Source organism: Flammeovirga sp. MY04, assembly GCF_001682195.2.
Lineage (GTDB): Bacteria > Bacteroidota > Bacteroidia > Cytophagales > Flammeovirgaceae > Flammeovirga > Flammeovirga yaeyamensis.
In genome coordinates, this window is sequence record NZ_CP003561.2 from 1,584,940 (window position 1) to 1,600,814 (window position 15,875).

The following is a 15,875-nucleotide window of genomic DNA, read 5'->3' on the forward strand; positions in this document are numbered from 1 at the left end:
TTGATTTTGAGTCAATTATCAGTTAAAAAATAAATAAAGACGTAGAAAAATATCTCTTGATATATCTAACGGTTTTCTCCTTAACATAAAACTTCGTTTCATTAATGATTGCGTTCTAACTTATATACATATACACTCATGTTTAATATGAAAACATCATAAAAAAACCACCCACCTAAAAGGCGAGTGGTTTACCATCTAAACTATAATTTTCTATTACTAACTATCTGGCATGATCCAATTGATAATGGGCCAGAGCAGTTTTCAATAACGCCCTGTGCTTCTTGACCTGATCGGCATAATCAGGATCATTTACTATATTTTTATTCTCTTGAGGATCTTTTGTCAAGTCATACATCATCTCTGCCAGTTCTTTACCGGCTTTGTTTCTAAATAATGTATATCTAAACCCTTTTGTTCTTACTGTATCACCTTGTTTCCAACGGCTTAAAGTGTATTCTTTTACAGAAACATCTCCATTCATTAACGTGGGAACTAATGACTGACCTTGCAATTGCTCTGGCTGTTCTAACCCGGCTAAATCACAAAGAGTTGGGAAAACATCGACCATTTCTGCAAAACCTTCTGTTGCTCCAGATTGTGCATTCTTACCAGAATGAGGTTTAATAATAAATGGGACTCTAATGGCAATATCAAATGCTGTGTGCTTTGCCCAGAATGTATGCTCTCCTAATTGCCAACCGTGGTCGCCCCAAAGGACAATAATAGTGTTGTCGTACAGACCTTGTTTTTTCAGTTCATCAATTAATTCTCCTAAAAGGTAATCTGAGAAACTTACTGAAGCATAATAACCGTGCTTTAATTTCTTAGCCATTTCAGCATCAATATCCCCTTTTCTAGGAACTGTTCTGTAGGCTCTTAATTCTCCGTAACTCGTTTTTGCAACGGCTGGAATTCCTTCTGGTAAAAATGGATTTTTAGCCATCTCGATCTCATCTTCTTTGTACTTATCCCAAAAACGTTTTGGCGCTACAAAAGGAAGGTGAGGTCTAGCTAAACCCACTGCCATAAAAAATGGCTGATCCATCTTTTTAAATTTCTTTAAACGGTCTTTTGCTAACTCAATGGTTCTACCGTCTAAGAAATCGGTATCCTTACAATTCTCGACCATCTCATAAGGAAGTGATTTTTTATAAGGTGCTGTTGGATTTTCGTTATCAGCTACCAATTCCGGATTATGATACTCGAACATATTTTCAGCTGGGTGATATTCCGACCAAGATCGTTTACTGGCATCTGTTTTACCATGAATCACTTTACCTGCTGAAAATGTATAATATCCATTTTCTTTAAAATGCTGACCCATTGTTACCGCATTGGGCATGTCTTTATCAATCTTTGCTCCTGCATCTACAAAACGTGTAAATGTAGGTCGAACGCCAGTATGCATGGATGCTCTAGAAGCACCACAAACAGGTACTTGGCAAAAAGCATTGTTAAACGTTGTAGCATGTTCGCTTAATTGATCAATGTTAGGTGTTTTAATGGTTTCATTACCATAGGCACCCAATTCGGGACGTAAATCGTCTACCGTAATAAATAAAATATTCGGTTTATCTTGAGCGAATACTGTAGCAGGAACGAATAGCATTCCTGCTACAATAGATTTTAATAGTTTTTTCATTAGAGAGCGGCTTTAACTTCTTTTCTCCAAAGGTTGATCGATTTTTTCAACTCTTTGTGTTTCTTATTTTCTGCATCATAGATGTTATTTGATTCTGATTGATCATTCTTAAGATCATATACTTCGTATACATCTTCTTTGTAGAAGTGGAACATTTTTAAATCTCCATCTCTAACTACTGTACAGTAATTATCGCCTGTACTTTTTAATCTAGCTCTTGATGAATGCCAGAATAACAATCTATCTTCCGTTTTACCTTTAACAATATTGTTTTTGATACTCTTACCGTCTAGGTGTTCAGTAGGGAAAGTTTTCAAATCACACAACTCTAATAAAGTAGGGTATAAATCAGTATTTGTTGTTACCTGATCAATCACTTTATGTTTAGTGATAGGTGCACCTGCAAAAATCAAAGGAACTTTTGTTCCACCTTCGAAAGAGTGACCTTTACCTGCTCTTAAAGGAAGGTTTGAAGTCGCTAATTCTCTATTGTTTCCATTTCCTCTGTTTGATAATCCACCATGATCAGAAGTGAAAACAATAATTGTATTGTCATACATTCCTTTATCCTTCAATTCTTTGACAAGACGACCTAAACTTTCGTCTACCGATTGTACCATGGCAGCATACGTTGGGTTGTTTTGGTGCATCTTTGTCCAACCATCTTTCTCAGTATACTCAGGACCTTCAAAAGTCATCCCTTTTGCTTTCTTTCTATACTTTTTAACATCATCTTGTTTTGCTTCAAAAGGCGTATGCACACCATAGTGAGACAATACTGCAAAGAATGGTTTGCCCTCATGATCCATATTGATAAACTTTAATGTCTCATCTGTCAAACGATCCGTTAAATACTCCCCTTCTTCACCTTCGTCCAAACCTAAGATTTTACCGTGCCCTTTTTTATTGACTTTCTTAGGATTCTTAGGTGTATTGTATGGGAAGAAATAAGAATTTGGAGCACCTGCTGCACCGCCAGCAATATTGATATCGTATCCTTTGTTATGAGGCCACTCGTCTTCTTCATGACCTATGTGCCATTTACCTGTAAAGAAAGTATGGTACCCTTGTTCTTTAAAAGCTTGTCCGATGGTTTTTTCGTTATCGTAGAATTTTTTGCCTTTAATTGTATTTTCATTTTTTGCAGGAATACCGGCTCTTGCAGGGTAACGACCTGTCTGCAAAGCATATCTTGATGGCAAACATCTTGGGTGAGCCACATAAGCGTTGGTAAAATCCACACCATCTTGTGCTAATTTATCAATGTTAGGCGTCTCGTAGAAATCCGAATCATGATGAGAGATATCAAAATATCCCAAATCATCTACTAAAAAGATAATCACATTCTTCTTGTTTTGGGCCGATAGTGTTCCCACAGAAAGAAGAAGTACTAAAAAGATAAGTTTTAAGTTTTTCATTTTTATCAATTTAATTTAAAGGATGACTGCATTTACTTCTTTCTGCCAAGATTGTATTGCTTTCATCAATTTTTTAGAGTTTTTATTTTTTGGATCAAATATATTATTGGTCTCGTAAGGATCGTTTTTGAGATTGTACATCTCATAGCGTTGCTCATCATAAAAGTGAAACAACTTCATGTTTCCTTCCCTTACCACCGTGCAATTCGTATCTCCAGTAGATTTTGGTCTTGCCATTGGAGAGTGCCAAAATACTTGTCGGTTTATGGTTTTACTCTTTTGTATTGCTAATTTAATACTTATTCCATCTACATGTTGATGAGGCACCAAAGGTAACTCACATAAATCTAATAAAGTAGGATAAATATCTGTATTTGTTGTTAACTGATCTTTGTTGACATTTACCTCTCCAAGGTTTCCGGCTAAAATGAAAGGTACTTTCGTTCCCCCTTCATAATTATGTCCTTTACCTGCTCTTAAAGGTAAGTTTGATGTCGCAATTTTACGTTTGTTACCCACACCTCTATTAGACAATCCTCCATGATCTGATGTAAATACAATAATTGTGTTTTCATACAAACCATTTGATTTTAACGACTGCACCACTCTACCCAAAGACTGATCTACCGATTCTATCATAGCTGCGTACACAGCATCATTTTGATATTGTTTGGTTTCTCCATCTTTCATCAAAAACGCTGGGCCTTCGAAAGACATACCTTCTAATTTCTTTTGGTATTTTTTTACCAAATCAGCCTTAGCTTCTAATGGAGTATGCACTCCATAATGGTTCAACATCAAAAAGAAAGGACTTTTATGATCTTGATCTAAGAATTTTACGGTTTCGTCAGTTAAACGATCGGTTAAATATTCTCCCTTTACTCCTTCGTCTAAACCTTCAATTTTTCTATGGTTTCCAGATCTTTTGGGGTTTTGTGGAACATTAAAAGGATAAAAATAAGACTTAGGTGCACCGGCACTGCATCCGGCAATATTCACATCGTATCCTCGGTTTTGAGGCCATGCTTCCTCTGTATTTCCTAAGTGCCATTTGCCTACAAAAGCTGTGGTATAACCATTGTTTTTGAATGCTTGCCCTATAGTAATTTCAGAAGCTTCGATATTACATTCGTCTTTACCGTGTGCTCCTGGAACACCCGCTCTTGCAGGATATTTCCCCGTTTGCAAACCATATCTTGAGGGTACACATCTAGGATGTGAAACATAGGCATTGGTAAAATCGATTCCTTCTTTTGCTAAGGCATCAATATTGGGTGTTTCATAGAATGCTGATCCATGAGCGGCAATATCAAAATATCCCAAATCGTCTACTACAAACACCACCACATTTTTTTGTGCGAATGTTATTTGAGTGAACATCAATAAGAATGATATGTAAAGTACGCTTTTCATTATTTTCTGATAGGATAAATCGCCTCTTCTGGAATATCAATAGTTACATTACCCTCCAAATATTTGTGATCCACTAAAAAGTTATCCGCTTCCTGAAGTGCTTCGAAATACCATCTATTGATGATTCCTTTTTTATAGCCTTGCTTCTTACCATATCCGATGTTGAAGAATGAATGTTCAGCTCCTTTGTAAACATCTAACTTACATTCTACTCCATTTTTCTCGCAGATTTCTTGATAATTACGAGCAACATTTTCTGGTAAAACTTTATCTGTATCTCCTACTTCGATAAGTGTAGCAGGGAAATTCTTATTTATATTTTGTCTTGGACTAAATGCCTCCCAACTTTTAAATCCTGCAGCTTTCACTTCTTGATCTACTAAGCGATGTGCATACCCTTCTTTACTTGCATCGATTACAGGGTTGAAAAGAACCAAAAGGTTGGGTGCATATTCTTCTTCCTTCACTCCCTTGTTTAATGATGGAATAAATGCTGTTGATGCCGCTAAATGCCCTCCGGCAGATCCACCACCGATAGCAATTTTATTTGGCTTAATTCCAAATTTCTTGGCATTTTCTCGTACATAGGCTACCGCAGATTGTGCATCTTCTACTGCTTCTACGACAGTTGTACCATTAATTTTTCTAAGTCTGTAAGTTGGACAGATAACTACTAAACCTCTTTCAGCAAAGTGTTTTGCTTGACGGTAAAATGCAGATGGGCTTCCTTGGTTCCATCCTCCGCCATGAAAGAAGATAATTGCTCCTTTAGATTTAGCTTGTTTTGTTGGTTTGAAAATGTGCAACTCTAAGTTGACATCATTCACTGTTTTGTAAGTGATTTTTTCGTCGGGTTGTATTCCTTGACCAAAAATCAAATGGCTAAAACATAGAGTGAATATCGCTAGTAATAAATTCAATTTCATTGAAATGATAGTTTAATATGAACAATTATTAAGAGTGATGGAGAGCGTGGAGTTCGCCCTCCATCATTTCCTTAATTTTTTATATACATGAGTGATTCAAATTACATTGCCGCTGGATAGTTTGGCTTGTAATTATTTAAATCCAATTTCTTAGTTTCAGATACTTCTAAAGATAATTTCGTTAAATCCTTATCCATTGATGAAGAACCTACCATAATTGTAAAAGTACCTTTTTCAACTACCCAATCCATAGATTGGTTGAAGAACGCTAAATCTTGTGTTGTTAAATCAAATGATACCGATTTTTTCTCACCTGCTTTCAACGTCACTTTAGCATATGCTTTCAATTCTTTTACTGGACGAGTTACCGAAGAGTAATCATCTCTGATATACACTTGAACGATTTCTTCACCCTCCACTTTACCAATGTTTTGAACATCTGCAGTTACAGTAAATGTACCGTCGCCTTTAATTGATGTTTTGTTAATCGCTACATTAGACGTTTTGAATTTTGTATAAGACAATCCAAATCCAAAAGCATACAAAGGATTCTTGTTTGTAAACTTGTATTTGTGGAAGTAGTGCGAAGGCTTGTGGTTGTAATACAACTTGATTTGACCCGCTGTTCTTGGTACTGTTACTGGTAATTTAGCTGAAGGATTCACATCACCGAATAAGATTTCTGTGATTGCTTGGCCACCAAATGAACCTGGCTCCCAAGTTTCTAAAATACCGTTCATGTTGTTTTCTAACCACTCTTCACCGATTGGACGACCGTTCACCAATACTGCAATGACAGGAGTACCTGTTTTCTTAATTGCTTTAATTAATTCTAACTGACGACCAGGAAGGTTGATGTGTGCTCTATCTGTATTTTCACCACAAGTTTTTTCAGACCACTTATATCTTAAAGAGTTCTCACCAACTACAACTACAGCTAAATCAGATTTTGCTGCTCTTGCTGCTGCTTCTTTAATTGCTTTGTCAGTTGTTTTACCAATCACCTCCCCAGAGTTGTAGTAATCCAATGCAAAACCTTTTTCTTTAGCTACCGCTTCTAAACCTTCTTTTACAGTAATGATTCTGTCTGCAGGTTGTAACCAATGCCAATCACCAAGGATTGTTTCATTGTTCGCGTTAGGCCCTGTTAAGAAAATTTTCTTATGTGCATTTTTCTTTAATGGAAGAATACCATCGTTTTTCAAAAGTACAATTGACTTTCTAGCGATTTCTAACGCAGTTGCTTGATGCTCTTGGTTGAAAACAATCTCTTTTGCTTTCTTTTCATCCGTAAACGGATTTTCGAAAAGACCCAATCTGAATTTTACTTCTAAGATTTTTGAACAAGCTTCGTCTACTCTTTCTTGAGGAACAATACCTGATTTTACACCTTCTACAATAGATTCAGTAAACTTAGGACCATGCATGTGCATATCCATACCGTTATTTACAGACTGTCTAAAGGCCTCATCCATTGTTTCTGTTTGATGATGTAACGAGTGGATTCTTTCGATATCCATCCAATCTGATACGTAGAATCCGTTAAATCCATATTCGTTTCTAACAATATCAGTCATTAATTCTTTACTGTTGTGACATGGAATACCATTCACTTCGTTGTGGGCAGTCATAATAGAAAATACATCTGCTTCTTGGACTGCTCTTCTGTATGGAGGTAAGTGAACTTCTCTGATTGTTCTCATTGAAATATCCAATGGAGAAGCGTTTGTACCGTTCATTGGTTCACCACCACCGATAAGGTGTTTTGCACAAGCAATTACTTTTTCATTACCTGTGAAATCGTCTTGTTGGAAACCTTTGATCATTTCCACACCCATGTTACCTACTAAGTAAGGGTCTTCACCAAAAGTTTCACCTACTCTACCCCAACGAGCATCTCTAGCGATGTCGATGTTTGGTGTAAATGCCCAATGCGAACCTGTTGCTCTCATTTCTTTAGCAGTTTCAACACCCATACGGTAAGACAATGTTTCGTCCCAAGTAGAGGCCAAACCAATTGGCGTTGGATAAATTGTAGCTCCATAGTTCAAACCATTACCGTGGATGGCATCAATACCAATTAATAAAGGAATCCCTAATCTTGATTGTTGTGCTAATTCTTGTAAGTAGTTTGCTTCTTCTCCAGAAATTACGTGAAGGAAAGATCCTACTTTACCTTCTTTCGCCATCTGTTCGATGTCTGTATGATGTAAACCAGGGTAGAATCCTAATGCATCATTGTTGTGAAGTTCTTCAGGAGATAAATCTTTCTCTGCTTGCTTCATGTGCTCTGGTCCAACGTATTGAGCCATTTGAGCTACTTTTTCTTCTAATGTCATTCTAGACATTAGGTCTGCCACTCTATCATTAACTGCAGCTGCAGGGTTCTTATAAATAGGTTGGTCGTTGTTAGCTTTAGTTTCACAGCCGATAATTCCTACGGCTACTAGTAAAGCAATAATTCCATTGATTAACGTTCTCATGTCGCTTATAAAAAATTAAAATTTACATTCACAAATGTCACCAATACCCTTATAAAAACAGTGGATAAATGATTCTATAAGTCTGAATAATTGTTCAAGTAACAAAGCGAACAAAATTCAAACATTGCGTTTTTTAGTACTCTGAAGGGGTTTTTGATCGATTCTTCACCTTTGAACGTTTTTCAAACCTGCTAGAACAATTCTTACAACTATTGTCCAAAGTACACTTTATACATTTGTGCATGACATAAGTCAAATTTATCTGTTAAGAATTTTTTAAAGACGTTAAACAAAAAAAATATGAAAAAACACTACCTTGATGAATGATTGTAAATAATTATAATTGTTCGACACATTTCACTAGCTGGACTACTGACGCGCTAAATTTAATTACAGCTAGGACTAAATGAAAATTTAAACCAACAACGTGGGTAAAACCACAAAACTGAATCAACAACAATAGTATGATGAAGTGTAGAATACTCTTATTATTATCACTACTTTTTTTTAGCAGTTCTCTTTATGCTCAAAGTGGTGAAGAATATACCGTAGAAGGTGTAGTTGTCGACGAATCCGGCATTACGCTTCCCGGTGTAAACGTTTACAATCGAGATACAAAAGTTGGTGCAAAAACCGACTTCATGGGTAAATTCAAATTGAAATTACAAGGTGATGTTACTTTGGTCTTTTCATACATTGGTATGAAAACAAAAAGAGTTGAAGTACATCCAACTGATATTACAAACAACGACCTTCAAATCACTTTAAAGGAAGATTTGGAAATGCTAGACGAAATCGTTGTGGTAGGTTATGGTAGCCAAAATGCTTCAGACATGACGGGTTCTGTAAGTCAGTTAAAAGAGAATGAAGATATCACAAGACAATACACTAATGTAGATGAAGTACTTCAAGGTCGTATGGCTGGTGTACAAGTAACTACAAACAGTGGTCAGCCTGGTGGTGGTGTGAGTGTAAAGATTCGTGGTGTCAACTCTTTAAGAGGTAACAACGAACCACTTTACATCGTCGATGGTATGGTGATTAGTTCAGCAGGTGAGGATACCAACAACGCTTTCTCTGATGGTAATGAAGACCAAGGTGTACAAAATGGTCTTGCGGGTATTAACCCAAGAGACATTGCCTCTATCGAAGTGCTTAAAGATGCCTCTGCTACTGCCATTTATGGTTCAAGAGGTGCAAATGGTGTGGTTTTGATTACTACAAAGCAGGGTGCAAAAGGTAAGACGAAAATTAATGCTTATGTATCAACAGAAATGGCTACAATCTCTAAAAAGATTGATGTTTTAAATGCTGTTGATTACGCTCAAATGACCAACGAAGTAAGATTTAGAAAAGGTTTTATTCCACAATATCATATTGATAATGGACAAATCTATAATATCAATGCTAACGGTACAGTAAATCCTGAAGCATTGGTACAAGTCAACTGGCAAGATGAAATTTATCAGCCAGGTGTGAGTACTACAGCACAACTTTCAGCATCGGGTGGTACGGATAAATCAAAATTTTATATCTCTGGTAGTTTTAACGATTTGAATGGTATCGTTCAGAACTCAAACATGAAGACAGGTGATTTACGTTTGAACTTCCAAACTAACGTTACAGATAAATTAAAGATCGATACACGTATGTCGATGTTCTATTCTCAAGGTCAGTTTGCTCAAGGTGGTTCGAAAGGTGGTAGTAGCCGTTCATTCACAAAATCAGCCATCAACTTCCAACCTATTTATGGTCAAGAAGACGATGTATCTGATATTGGTTTAGGATCTCCTGTAGCTTTCTTGCAAGACTATGAGGATTTATCAAATGAATTAAAATTATTTGCTGCATTTAACGCTACTTACTCTATCAGTAAGAGTTTTAAATATCAATTAAGAGCAAATACGAACTACCGTACAAAACAAAGATCCATTTGGTATGGTAGAGAAACACAAAAAGGTTCTCAAACAAATGGTGCTTTAGGTATTGCTGGTTTAGACAGAACAGGTTATGTAATCGATAACTTATTGATGTTCAACAAAAAGATCAATAAGAAACATAGAATAGACGCTGTGGTTGGTTTTATTGTTGATGGTGTTGTGACTACTCAATCGAATTCAGAATCTGAAAACTTCCCAGTGCATAACTTAAGAGCTAGAGCTCCACAGTTAGGTCAGACAATTGTTCGCCCTTATACTTCGATGCAAAGTGAAGAATTTTTATTATCAGGTTTAGGTCGTTTCACTTATACTTATGATAATAGATATACAGTAACAGCTACAATGAGAGCAGACGGTTCTTCTAAATTTAGAGCCGAAAATCAATTTGGCTACTTCCCTTCTGCAGCAGCTGCATGGCATATCTCAGAAGAAAGCTTCTTGAATACTTCTGAAGCAGTATCCAACCTGAAACTAAGAGCATCTTGGGGTTTAACTGGTAATCAAGCCATTAACCCTTACCAAACAATGACCAACTTTGGTGTGGTTTATTATACTGATGCAAATAATAATCAAATTATTGGTGCAGGCCCTAATAACTTAGGTAATGAGTTTTTAAGATGGGAAACAACTACTCAAGCTAACGTTGGTCTTGACTTCGGTTTCCTTCAAGGTAAAATCTACGGTTCAGTAGACGTATTCCACAAAAGAACAGACGACCTTCTTCAAGCCATACAATTACCTCCTTCTACAGGTTTCCAAAGTTACCTAACTAACAGAGGTTCTATCGAAAATAAAGGTATTGACTTTATGTTAGAAACAGTGGCATATGCGAAGAAAGATTGGAACATCACACTTGGTGGTAATATCTCAGTGGTAAGAACAAACGTGTTGGATTTAGGTATTCCTGAAGCTCCAGTATACATCAACGGAGAACAACAAATGGCTTCTTATTACCTAGGAAATAACGTATCATCTGGTACTTACTTTAAACAACCTTCAAATATCTTTATGGTAGGACAACAAGTTGGTATGTTCTGGGGGTATAAAACAGACGGTATTTATCAAACAGCTGAAGAGGCCGCAAATGGTACTAAAGTAAATGGTCAGACACCTTCAGCAGGTGATATCCGTTTCGTAGATCAAAATGGCGATGGTAACATCGACAATGATGACTTAACTATTATCGGTAACCCTAACCCTTGGTTTACATTTGGTTTCAATACTAAAGTATCTTACAAAAACCTTACAGTGAGTGCCTTATTTACTGGAGCAATTGGTCAAGAGATCGCTAACGGTAACTTATTGATCGAAAGCGATGCCGCTCAAAGTAATAAAAACGTTCGTCCGGATGCTTATTATAATGCTTGGAGAGAAGGTAGCACAAATGCTACAGCTCCTCGTTTAGATCATCCTGATGCTACATTATTTACTGATAGAATTATCGAAAGAGGTGACTATTTAAGATTGGCCAACTTAACAGTAGGTTATGATGTGCCGATTAGTTCTAGAAGCGTTGAACGTCTAAATATTTTCTTCGCTGCAAGAAACTTATTTACGATCACGAACTACTCTGGTTACGATCCTGAGTTGACCACTTTCATGGGTGATGGTACAATCATGAATGTTGATTGGAACTCATTCCCTAATGCGAGATCATTTACACTTGGTGCCAACATTACCTTCTAATTCAACGTCATGAAAAATAAATTAATCATATTCCTATCATTTGTCCTTTTTGCAACCACGAGTTGTTTAAAAGAAGATCCTCCATTTTTAAGTGACGAAAACTTATTCGAAACAGATGCAGGTGTACAAACTGCAGTAAATGGTATTTATGCATCAGTGTCTGGATTTAATTATTATAGTTCAGATTTCTTCCAGCTCACTGGATATCACTCAGGTTCTTTCATGTCGGGTAGAAACGTGGATTTTAATGGTATTGCAGCCCTTAATCCACTTCCAAACCTAACTTTCGTAGAAAATGTTTGGAATGCATCTTACCAAGCTATCAACAGAGCGAATGAAACAATTATTGGTGTAGAGAAATACCAAGAAGATCCTTCTGATGTTGTTTTAAATGAGTTGGGACAAACCTACTTCTTAAGAGGTTTAATGTACTATAACTTGGTGAGATTATATGGCGGTGTACCGATTCGTACTGGTAAATTAGATATCAACGAATTGCATATTGCAAGATCTACAGAGGCTGAAGTATATAATCAAGCAATTAGTGATTTACATATGGCAGATTCTCTTTTAAATGAGAAAGAAGCACAAACTTTAGGTAGACCAGCAAAATCAGCAGCGAATATGCTACTTGCAAAAATCTATATGACGCTTGCAGGAAACGATAGCAACTCTGAATACTGGAAAATGGCTGAAACGGAAGCCTTAAAAGTATATGGTAAATACATGTTGATGCCTGATTACCATCAGTTATGGATAGAAGGTACTCGTAATAACAACATGGAGTCGATCTTTGAAATGCAATACAGTATGGCAAACAGTGGTAATGTTATTCGTTTACACACGCCATCCAATGCATTCTCTGGTAACTCTTGGGGTAGAATCTTAATCAACCCTGAATATGTTGATCCTGATACAGACAAAATTGCTTTAGGGGCATTCGATCAACAAGATCCTCGATTCGAAGCGACGATCATGTATAACTACATGAAATACAACAATGATGGTACAGAGAATGGTGAACAAAAGATCTACCCTATTACTAATAGAAATAATAAAAACTCTGGTTTCCCATTTGTAGCTAAGTATTGGATTAACGACCATACAAAAACAACTCCTTATTCTGATGCCAACTTCACAGTAATGCGTTATGCTGAATTATTGTTGATGTTAGGTGAAATCAGCAATGAGTTAGGTAAAACGGGCGAAGGTGAAACTTATGTAAACGAAGTTTTAAACAGAGCAAGAAACTCCGCTGGTGGTGACGGTATTCACCCTATCGATTGGTCAGGTCTTACTCAAGATGAATTCAGAACGAAAATCATGAACGAGTACAGATACGAACTACTTGGTGAAGGTGGAGATTGGTTTAGAAACAGACGTAGAGGTTTAGAGTTTTTCCAAAACAACATCATCAACTTCCACAATGACTTTGTTCTAACTGATGGAGAAGGAGAAGTTAAAGGTATTGACATTTTCTATGAAAATGCTGAAAGAGCAATGCTTTTACCTATTCCTGCAACAGAAATCAATACTAACCAGCTTATTGGTAGTGAACACCAAAACCCTGGTTACTAATAGATATATCCATTGATCATGAAGAAATATATTCTTAGCATATTATTTATCACTTGTGCATGGTTTTCAAGCCATGCACAAGAAAAGAAAAACATTCTATTTATCGCTATAGACGATCTTAAACCTACGATTGGTGCCTATGGTGATGATTACGCTATCACTCCAAATATGGATAAATTGGCGGATCAAGGGACTGTTTTTCTAAATAACCACTGCCAACAGGCTGTTTGTGGTCCTTCTAGAGCAAGTTTATTGACTGGCTTACGTCCTGACTTAGTACAAGTTTGGGATTTGAAAACAAAGATTCGTAACAAACGTCCCGACGTTGTTACTTTACCACAATACTTTAAAGAAAGTGGTTATTTAACGTATGGTGTAGGTAAAATCTATGATCCAAGATCTGTAGATGCTGAACTAGATGCTCCATCTTGGTCAGAATATACTTACCCTAAAGATTTAAAATATGCTGAGGGTTATGCAGAACCTGCTTTCTCCTATTATCAAGATCCTTACAATGTAAAAAGGGTAAGAGAATTGAGAAAAGAGGCGATGGAAAAAGGTATCGAGAAAAAGAAAATCAATAAATGGGTGCAAAAGCAATTCAAACCTGCGTTTGAAAAAGCGGATGTTCCAGACGATGCTTACATTGATGGAGCCATTACTAATCAAGGTGTAGAATACATCAAAGAATTGGCACAACAAGATCAACCTTTCTTTTTGGCTGTTGGTTATAAGCGTCCTCACCTTCCGTTTGCTGCCCCAACGAAATATTGGGATTTGTATAACGAAGACGAGGTGCCATTAGCAAAATTCCAACACAAAGTAAAAGGTGGATACGACAAAGCGTATCATACATCAAGCGAATTGAGAGGTTACAAAACAGAAGGCCTTGAGATTGGTGAAGAAGATGGTTTAGCAGTTGTATCAGAAAAAGGTCAACGCCAATTAATCCACGGTTATTATGCGGCTACTTCATATGTAGACAAATTGATTGGACAATTGATCGATCAACTTCATGAAAGTGGTTTAGAAAAAAATACAATTATTATCCTTTGGGGCGATCACGGATGGCACTTGGGAGACCATAGACTTTGGAACAAACACTCCAACTTTGAGCAAGCTGCAAAATCGCCTATGATTATTGTAGATCCTACTCAAAAAACAGTAAAACAAGTTAGTTCTGTAACAGAGTTTGTTGACATCTACCCTACTTTAGCCGATATGGCTGGACTTCCGGTACCTACTCATTTATCAGGTAAATCTTTACAACCTGTATTAGATGGCTCTAAAGATAGAGTAAAAGACTATGCAGTTACTCAAATTGCTAGAGGTCCTGTAAATGGCTATTCTTTAAAAAGTGGTCATATCAGATACACGGTTTGGTACAACAACAATCCAAGATTTAAAAATTCTTTGGACGGATGTAAAAGAGTAGCTGAAGAGCTTTACGATTACGAAAAAGATCCTTTAGAAACTGTCAATCATGCCAATGAAAAAGAATATAAGGCAACATTGGAAGCAATGAGAGCTTTATTCCTTGACTTTTTCAACAATGAAAGAGAGTATAAAGATTTTGAAGTAGGTAAGGTAGAAACTCCAGCAGGAAACTGGGAAGCGGAAGCGAACAAGAGAATAGAAAAGTACCGTAAAGGAGATGTCACTCTAACAGTATTGGATAAAAAAGGAAACGAAATTAATGGGGAGATTTTCATTGAACAAGTAAACCATCAGTTTCGTTGGGGAGGTATTATCGATTCTCGTCTTTTAGGAGGTGCCAATAAAGAAAAATACCAAAATGAATTTGCCAATATGTTTGAGCATGCTGGTTTTGAAAATGCTTTAAAAATCAAGCACAAAAAACTGTATGACAAGTATGAAAAAGCCATTATTCCCTTCCTAAAAGAAAATAATATTTCGCTTCGTGGTCACGCTTTAGTTTGGGAAAAGACCAAAAACATGCCGAAAGATCTACAAGAATTAGCAGCAAAAGAAGATACTGCATCTTTAATGAAAGGTCTTGAAAGTTATGTGGATTACGGTCTTGAAAACTATGATGTAACAGAATGGGATTTGTTAAATGAGCCACGTGAATGTCATGAAGTTCAAGACATGACAAAACAAAATAGCTGGGCACATTGGTTCCACTATGGAGGTAAAGTAAGAAAAAATGATAATGTTCGATTATTCTTAAATGAGAATAAAGTGATATCTTCACCTTACAAAACTGCACAAAAGAACATACAATTCCACTTAGATGTCATCAATGGTATTCTTGCAGAAGGTGCTCCAATAGAAGCATTAGGTTTTCAATCAAGAATGAAACAGCACATTGCTCCTCAAGATATTTATGATCGCTTAGAAACTTTCGCTCAGTTTAACTTACCTATGTTGGGTACTGAATTTGAAATTGTAGATTCTGGTTATCAAAAATTCACAGATAAAGATAGAGCAGAAATGACTAAAGAAGTGATGACTATTTACTTCTCTCACCCTAAGGTGGAAGGTTTATATGTTTGGACTCCTTTCGGTAATGTGAAGAAAGCTTTTTACGATCTAGAATTAAATCCAAGACCGGAAGCAAAGGTTTGGAAAGAGCAACTTCAAAAGTGGACGACTACTCTTAGTGCCAATGCGGAAGCAGGGAAAGTGAACTTCAGAGGATTTAAAGGACAATATAAAATTTCTTACACTCACAAGGGGAAAACATATTCTCGTTTGATTGATGTGAAAGATGCAAAAAACAATATTAAAGTTAAGCTTACGGAACTAAACAACTAAATGATTTA

General features: G+C 36.5%; 8 protein-coding genes. 3 read left to right on the forward strand and 5 right to left on the reverse strand.

The window, feature by feature from the left end; genetic code table 11:
- Positions 1–223 precede the first annotated feature (223 nt).
- From MY04_RS25840 to MY04_RS25860, 5 genes are all read right to left on the reverse strand, one after another.
- Positions 224–1,645, reverse strand: a complete 1,422-nt coding sequence (locus MY04_RS25840; protein ID WP_066215778.1) for a sulfatase — start codon at positions 1,643–1,645, stop codon at positions 224–226.
- A complete protein-coding gene (locus MY04_RS25845; RefSeq protein WP_066215780.1) occupies positions 1,645–3,063 on the reverse strand; it encodes a sulfatase in 1,419 nt (472 codons plus the stop codon). Before MY04_RS25845 ends, MY04_RS25840 begins: the two co-directional genes overlap by 1 nt.
- A 15-nt stretch (positions 3,064–3,078) precedes the next feature.
- Positions 3,079–4,476 (reverse strand): sulfatase, encoded by a 1,398-nt coding sequence (locus MY04_RS25850; RefSeq protein ID WP_066215782.1) that lies wholly within the window; start codon positions 4,474–4,476, stop codon positions 3,079–3,081.
- Positions 4,476–5,402, reverse strand: a complete 927-nt coding sequence (locus tag MY04_RS25855) for an alpha/beta hydrolase (RefSeq protein WP_066215785.1) — start codon at positions 5,400–5,402, stop codon at positions 4,476–4,478. The genes MY04_RS25850 and MY04_RS25855 overlap by 1 nt, the downstream gene beginning before the upstream one ends.
- A gap of 101 nt (positions 5,403–5,503) precedes the next feature.
- On the reverse strand, positions 5,504–7,885 hold the full coding sequence (locus MY04_RS25860) for a glycoside hydrolase family 3 N-terminal domain-containing protein (protein WP_066215787.1): 2,382 nt from the start codon (positions 7,883–7,885) through the stop codon (positions 5,504–5,506).
- 464 nt (positions 7,886–8,349) lie between these two features.
- Here MY04_RS25860 and MY04_RS25865 point away from each other — a divergent pair, with 464 nt between their 5' ends.
- Genes MY04_RS25865 through MY04_RS25875 form a run of 3 tightly spaced genes read left to right on the forward strand, consistent with a single transcriptional unit; the run spans position 8,350 to position 15,867 of the window.
- Positions 8,350–11,511 (forward strand): SusC/RagA family TonB-linked outer membrane protein, encoded by a 3,162-nt coding sequence (locus MY04_RS25865; protein WP_066215790.1) that lies wholly within the window; start codon positions 8,350–8,352, stop codon positions 11,509–11,511.
- Between the two features lie 9 nt (positions 11,512–11,520).
- On the forward strand, positions 11,521–13,089 hold the full coding sequence (locus tag MY04_RS25870) for a RagB/SusD family nutrient uptake outer membrane protein (protein ID WP_066215793.1): 1,569 nt from the start codon (positions 11,521–11,523) through the stop codon (positions 13,087–13,089).
- An 18-nt stretch (positions 13,090–13,107) separates the two neighbouring features.
- Positions 13,108–15,867, forward strand: a complete 2,760-nt coding sequence (locus MY04_RS25875) for a sulfatase-like hydrolase/transferase (RefSeq protein ID WP_066215795.1) — start codon at positions 13,108–13,110, stop codon at positions 15,865–15,867.
- The last annotated feature ends 8 nt before the right edge of the window (positions 15,868–15,875 follow it).

Coding starts and splice junctions, on each gene's coding strand:
- MY04_RS25840 (WP_066215778.1), bottom strand. CDS start 1,645: ATGAAAAAACTATTAAAATCTATTGTAGCAGGAATGCTATTCGTTCCT.
- MY04_RS25845 (WP_066215780.1), bottom strand. CDS start 3,063: ATGAAAAACTTAAAACTTATCTTTTTAGTACTTCTTCTTTCTGTGGGA.
- MY04_RS25850 (WP_066215782.1), bottom strand. CDS start 4,476: ATGAAAAGCGTACTTTACATATCATTCTTATTGATGTTCACTCAAATA.
- MY04_RS25855 (WP_066215785.1), bottom strand. CDS start 5,402: ATGAAATTGAATTTATTACTAGCGATATTCACTCTATGTTTTAGCCAT.
- MY04_RS25860 (WP_066215787.1), bottom strand. CDS start 7,885: ATGAGAACGTTAATCAATGGAATTATTGCTTTACTAGTAGCCGTAGGA.
- MY04_RS25865 (WP_066215790.1), top strand. CDS start 8,350: ATGATGAAGTGTAGAATACTCTTATTATTATCACTACTTTTTTTTAGC.
- MY04_RS25870 (WP_066215793.1), top strand. CDS start 11,521: ATGAAAAATAAATTAATCATATTCCTATCATTTGTCCTTTTTGCAACC.
- MY04_RS25875 (WP_066215795.1), top strand. CDS start 13,108: ATGAAGAAATATATTCTTAGCATATTATTTATCACTTGTGCATGGTTT.